The 4554-nt window shown below is 58.2% G+C and carries 8 protein-coding genes; all 8 read right to left on the bottom strand.

Features of this window, described 5'->3' with window-relative positions; all coding sequences use genetic code 11:
• Positions 1-186 precede the first annotated feature (186 nt).
• The 8 genes from ABJK56_RS12820 to ABJK56_RS12785 are packed head-to-tail and all read right to left on the bottom strand — an operon-like array spanning position 187 to position 4423.
• A complete protein-coding gene (locus ABJK56_RS12820; RefSeq protein ID WP_347245063.1) occupies positions 187-762 on the bottom strand; it encodes a hypothetical protein in 576 nt (191 codons plus the stop codon).
• Positions 763-807: 45 nt separating this feature from the next.
• Entirely contained in the window at positions 808-1464 is a 657-nt protein-coding gene (locus tag ABJK56_RS12815) for a hypothetical protein (RefSeq protein ID WP_347245062.1), read from the bottom strand.
• Between the two features lie 17 nt (positions 1465-1481).
• Complete coding sequence (locus tag ABJK56_RS12810; protein WP_347245061.1) at positions 1482-1793, bottom strand: hypothetical protein; 312 nt, start codon at positions 1791-1793, stop codon at positions 1482-1484.
• Positions 1790-2017, bottom strand: a complete 228-nt coding sequence (locus ABJK56_RS12805; RefSeq protein ID WP_347245060.1) for a hypothetical protein — start codon at positions 2015-2017, stop codon at positions 1790-1792. The genes ABJK56_RS12810 and ABJK56_RS12805 overlap by 4 nt, the downstream gene beginning before the upstream one ends.
• Positions 2018-2048: 31 nt before the next feature.
• The gene (locus ABJK56_RS12800; RefSeq protein WP_347245059.1) at positions 2049-2342 is read right to left on the bottom strand and encodes a hypothetical protein; all 294 of its coding nucleotides are present in this window, start codon (positions 2340-2342) and stop codon (positions 2049-2051) included.
• Between the two features lie 27 nt (positions 2343-2369).
• On the bottom strand, positions 2370-3407 hold the full coding sequence (locus ABJK56_RS12795; protein WP_347245058.1) for a hypothetical protein: 1038 nt from the start codon (positions 3405-3407) through the stop codon (positions 2370-2372).
• Positions 3408-3418: 11 nt separating this feature from the next.
• Positions 3419-4252: a hypothetical protein gene (locus tag ABJK56_RS12790; protein WP_347245057.1), complete on the bottom strand. Its 834-nt coding sequence runs from the start codon at positions 4250-4252 to the stop codon at positions 3419-3421.
• Between the two features lie 15 nt (positions 4253-4267).
• Positions 4268-4423, bottom strand: coding sequence for a hypothetical protein (locus ABJK56_RS12785; protein ID WP_347245056.1), 156 nt, complete (start codon positions 4421-4423; stop codon positions 4268-4270).
• Positions 4424-4554 lie beyond the last annotated feature (131 nt).

The following is a 4554-nucleotide window of genomic DNA, read 5'->3' as shown; positions in this document are numbered from 1 at the left end:
CCAGGAAAAACGAGACGAGGCCGCAGTTCACGCTGCAGAAGTCAGAAGCCAGCCCACCTACCATTGTCCCAATGTTCGGCGGGTCCGGGCAATAGGCGAAGAAAAACATCGCCAGCCCCCGAATCCATTGGGTAAATATAACGACGACATTGCTCCAGTCCATTTTCTCTCCTCCTTGTGATTGATTCAGGGTGTCAGAGATCGCAGAATCACCAGCATAGGCAGAGCGGTGAAGGGGATCAGAAGCATAAACAGCATGGTGCTGGCAGCCGACAGCAACATCGCGAACGCCGCACGTTTCTGGATGATATTGACCACATGCCGCGCGGCAGTTTCCACGCTTCGCTCCCGGAGATGAAAAACTGCCCATAACAGATCCCGGAAAGCCGATTCTTCTATCATCCTCTCCATCTCGCCCACAGGATTCTTGGCAAGCCTTCCGGCCAGGCGACTGTCAAACCTAGCCATGACGGGGGTCTGGGGGTTCAGGCCGGTTAGCGGCGCCCCCGGTGCCCTGCCTGCCAGCAGCACGATGACGGCAACCGGATTCCGCAGAAAGGCGGACCCCAGGATGTCCTGTTTCCTGGCCCGGCGGAAGCGCAACAGTTGGATCGCGACAACCAGAGAAAACGGGAGGCGCAAATCGGATGGCATCAGCAGGAGGATGATCAACTGTGATGCCCAGGTTACGATCTTCCATCGTGCCGGTATCACCAGTGATACAAGATAGCATGTCAGAAGGGCGCCCAAGTAGATCATCATATTTTCCTTTACCTCCCACCCCCGCGACCCGCGACGGGCGACCTGCTAAATATCGGCCGGGATGATCCGTTGAGCCAGTTCGCTGGTCAGGATGAATATACCGATACAGGCGAGCTGATATACCAGCAACAACGTGGGATCGATCTCGACCTGCACCGTACCGAGGAACGCGGTCCACATGATAGATGCCACCAGGGGAATACCCACCCGTGCCCAGTAGAGCGTGGCCAGCGTGGTCTTGGCTGTCTCTAGGGCAAGGGACAATTCGCCGATGACCTGTCGGATAATGTGCACGACGGTGGGGTCGTGGGTGGTGCTCAGGATGATCAGTACTGCCCCGTACAGGGGGGATTCCCTGATCTTGAGCTCACAGAAATTGTTCCATTTCCCGACAGCCAGTGTATTGTAGAACTGCTCCCACTCCTTGCCCAGAGCTTTTGCCGGCTCGGACAGGCGCAACGCGTTGGCCAGCGCTGTCAGGGATGAGCGGCGGATATTCCAGAACGCGTACACGAGACTGCCAGCAATCGCCGGCAGGGGGGTAAACCGGTCTAATAGGTAGCCCACCAGAAATGGCAGAATAAACCGCCATGACGACTTCTGGATGATGGTTCCGACCAGCCGCCGGTAGATATACGGTGGCAACAAGACCCACAGGGCCAGCGCCACTGTCACCGCGTACAAGATCACGTTCTTGTCCATGGCCGCCTTCGATTCCCCTACGGATGATCCGTTGCCGCCTCCCACAGACGCCCCCGGGCGATGTCGCATTCCACAAACAGCGGAATGCTCACAACCCCCCAGGGGGAATCGCAGAGACATTCGTTCGCCACAGTTCTGCACCCGACTGTTCCTTCTTTGTTCTCTTCGTCCACCAGCCGCGTGCAGGGGTAAGAGCACGAAGAGGGAGTCGCATCGACCCCCACATACACCACGCGCACGGGACGATATGTGTCGGGCGGAACACGAAGGATTGCCCCGACCCCCATCCCGACAAAGAAAATTCCGAACAGCAACAGGAGTTTCCTCATACTCCCAGTTTCTCCAGCAACGCCTGCAGCGCGGGGAGTTGCTCCTCGATGGTTTTCGCCATCTCGATCACCGGGTGTCCCCCCAAAAAGGGAGACGCTGTTTGCTGCAACTTCTGCAGCAGAGCCTGCAATTGCTCGACTTGCCCCCGCAAGGAAGCAGAGGCTGGAGGCTGTGTCTGTTGCTGATCGCGGCCCGCTTTAGAAGGGCGATGTCTTGTTGCCATTTCCCCCTCCTCGTCGCCGGCCCAGGGGGGCCTAGAAGAGCGAGATCTCCCCGGGCTCGTCACCCCCCTTGCCGGGGAGGCCCAGGTTCTCCGCATTCATTTCCCAGTCCAGGACAGCCATACCAACCGCCTCGCTCTCGACTTTCTCCCCCCCTGCCTGTTCCCGCCCGACGTTTCGGAGGGCCTGGATGGCCATCAGCGTTGCATGGCTTCTGTCCAGGGCCTCCCCGCAGGTGCGCTGGAATGGCGGCAGAAGATCCTGAATGCTCTTCAGGATCCCGACGATCTCCTGCAAAGTGGTTTCCACCTCGTCCAGAATCACCATTTTTTCCTCCTTCTGTGTGTCAGGTATTTAGCCGATCGCTTCGATAATCCCTCGCAGGCCTTCCGGAAGGGAGGCATGCGGATATGCTCGATACACAACCCCGTTTTCCTCGTCCGGCTTGCACTCCCATATCAGGATCTCTCCAGCATCCGGAGAGGAGTAGACAGCCTGGATTTCCCGTCTGGCGACAACGATGACCAACATCCGGCAGGGGACATAAATGGTCTCCCGGTATCTCCTGGCCGTAAGGACGGCATTGTCCCCCGACGGGTGGGTCGTGAAAGCAAACGGGATGCCCGATGCGGCCAGGTCGGCCACGTGTTGCATACTCGCCCCGAATCCCAGACCTGTCGACATGTACACTTCCTGGAAAACCACATAGTTGACATCAGCAGTACGGGCCATTCGGATAACATCCTCTAAGGGGAGGGCGGTTTCCTGTCCCACCCCCGGAGACCGCAGGGACAGAAAGATGTGGGGGCCCGCATATTCTCGTCTCAGACGTTCCGCCAGTTCCGGGTAGAATTCCACGTATAGGACTTTGCTGCCCCTCCAGCACAAAAATGGAAAAATGCCGCTGACCAGCAAGCGGGTTTTCCCCCCGCCTGTTGCCCCGCACAAGATGAACGAAACCCGGTGGACGATCGCTGCTTGGACCATGTCGGTGAACATCGTCCAGGCATCCCCCCCACCGGCAGGGTACCAGTCAAACATCGGGGGAGTCAGTGGGGTGGAGCGAATATGGATAACGGTTTTCCCGCCACTCCCTTCCGTGAACATGACGATGCGGGTAATCCCCTTATCCACATCCGGCCTTCCGAAATATGTCCCCCCCACCGGGGGGACAAAAAACCCATTTCCCATTCCCATCCTTTCCCCTAGATACTCGAACACCTCCTGGGAGACGGTGGGAAAGAACTGCCAATCCCTCCTTTCCGGATTGCCGTACATAAATGGGAGGACGTGCGCGCACGCTGACGATACATCGCCCCCCTCCAAATGGATGTCGGCGGAATACGCCGCGGCAAGTGTATCCATGTCCAGGACGGGTGTCCGGTCGGTCACTTCTCCCCCTCCTAAGGCGCCGGAGTGACTTGGGGGGCAGGCGCGGTCGGCGCCGGCGTGGGCGTGGGCGTCGCCTGCCATTCCGGAACCGGAAGCACAGGCGACTCCAGACGGGCGATCACATCACTGACGACCGGCGCCAATTGCGTTATCAGCATCGCCGGCAGAATATTCTGCGCAAGGGCATCACCGGCCCACTGTGCGACAATGCCATCCCGGTTCCGGATGGTCATCCCCTGCAACATAAACAGACATTTTGTGTTCCCCCCATCTTCCCGCACAATCCCCCTACACACCCCTTCCAGCATGGCAAAGACCGGATCATCGGGAGAGAGGCCGGGGAAAAACACGCTCACCACATTTTCCGGCACCTGAAAGGACAAAAACACCTTGCCCGCATGCAGAAAGTCGCCCGTCGCGGGAAGCCATGCGAAGACGTAAGGATAGCTCAGGTCATACCAGGGCATCAAGGCACTGCCAATGGGCACGCCCGGGGGAATGTCCGCCATTGCCTGGACTTTGCCATCGTCACCGGCGAGGATGGTTGTCTGTGGGATCAGCCAGACACCACCGTTATCGATCATCGCCCGCGTCTCCTCGTCGACTTCCGAGTAAACCGTAATACAGCGCACCGGCAGGCTGTTTGCCGTCAAAATCTCTCCCCTGGAGATCTGCCGGGTAGCGAAACATAGCGTGTGAGGACGCCACGTGGCCTCACGCTTCTGCTGCCGATCCCTCTCTGCGGCATACAACCCTGCCGACGCAATCGCAAGAGCAAGGGCCAGGAAAGACACGATAATATGCATATTCTCTCTGATCCAGATCCAGAGACCCCTTCTTTTCATTCTGCCTCCTTCCCGTCAAAATTCCCTTTTTGCCGAGTGGAAGTTTCTGAATTTTTTCGCCTTATCCCGCACATAGTCCCTTTCGCCAAACTCAATACTGACAGGCTGGCGGAATATCAACACCAAAACAACCACGACGATGACCACAACCGTTTCCGTCAGCCTTGGCATTTTTATCCCCTCTGGTAATCGAGCAGCCGAATCGCTACGCCCGTCAGCGATCGGCCCTGCGACATGTCTCCGCCGGCGGGTGGTTGGCCGCGCAACGAAAAGCTGGGGGTAAAAACCACGGCGCTGCCCTC

It is taken from the genome of Thermogutta sp. (genome assembly GCF_039793925.1).
GTDB lineage: Bacteria > Planctomycetota > Planctomycetia > Pirellulales > Thermoguttaceae > Thermogutta.
Note: the sequence above shows the minus strand (reverse complement) of the source record. Positions and strands in the feature narration are given on the sequence as shown.

Excerpts from the sequence above, each read along its gene's own strand:
- ABJK56_RS12820 (WP_347245063.1), bottom strand. The coding sequence starts at position 762 with ATGATGATCTACTTGGGCGCCCTTCTGACATGCTATCTTGTATCACTG.
- ABJK56_RS12815 (WP_347245062.1), bottom strand. The coding sequence starts at position 1,464 with ATGGACAAGAACGTGATCTTGTACGCGGTGACAGTGGCGCTGGCCCTG.
- ABJK56_RS12810 (WP_347245061.1), bottom strand. The coding sequence starts at position 1,793 with ATGAGGAAACTCCTGTTGCTGTTCGGAATTTTCTTTGTCGGGATGGGG.
- ABJK56_RS12805 (WP_347245060.1), bottom strand. The coding sequence starts at position 2,017 with ATGGCAACAAGACATCGCCCTTCTAAAGCGGGCCGCGATCAGCAACAG.
- ABJK56_RS12800 (WP_347245059.1), bottom strand. The coding sequence starts at position 2,342 with ATGGTGATTCTGGACGAGGTGGAAACCACTTTGCAGGAGATCGTCGGG.
- ABJK56_RS12790 (WP_347245057.1), bottom strand. The coding sequence starts at position 4,252 with ATGAAAAGAAGGGGTCTCTGGATCTGGATCAGAGAGAATATGCATATT.
- ABJK56_RS12785 (WP_347245056.1), bottom strand. The coding sequence starts at position 4,423 with ATGCCAAGGCTGACGGAAACGGTTGTGGTCATCGTCGTGGTTGTTTTG.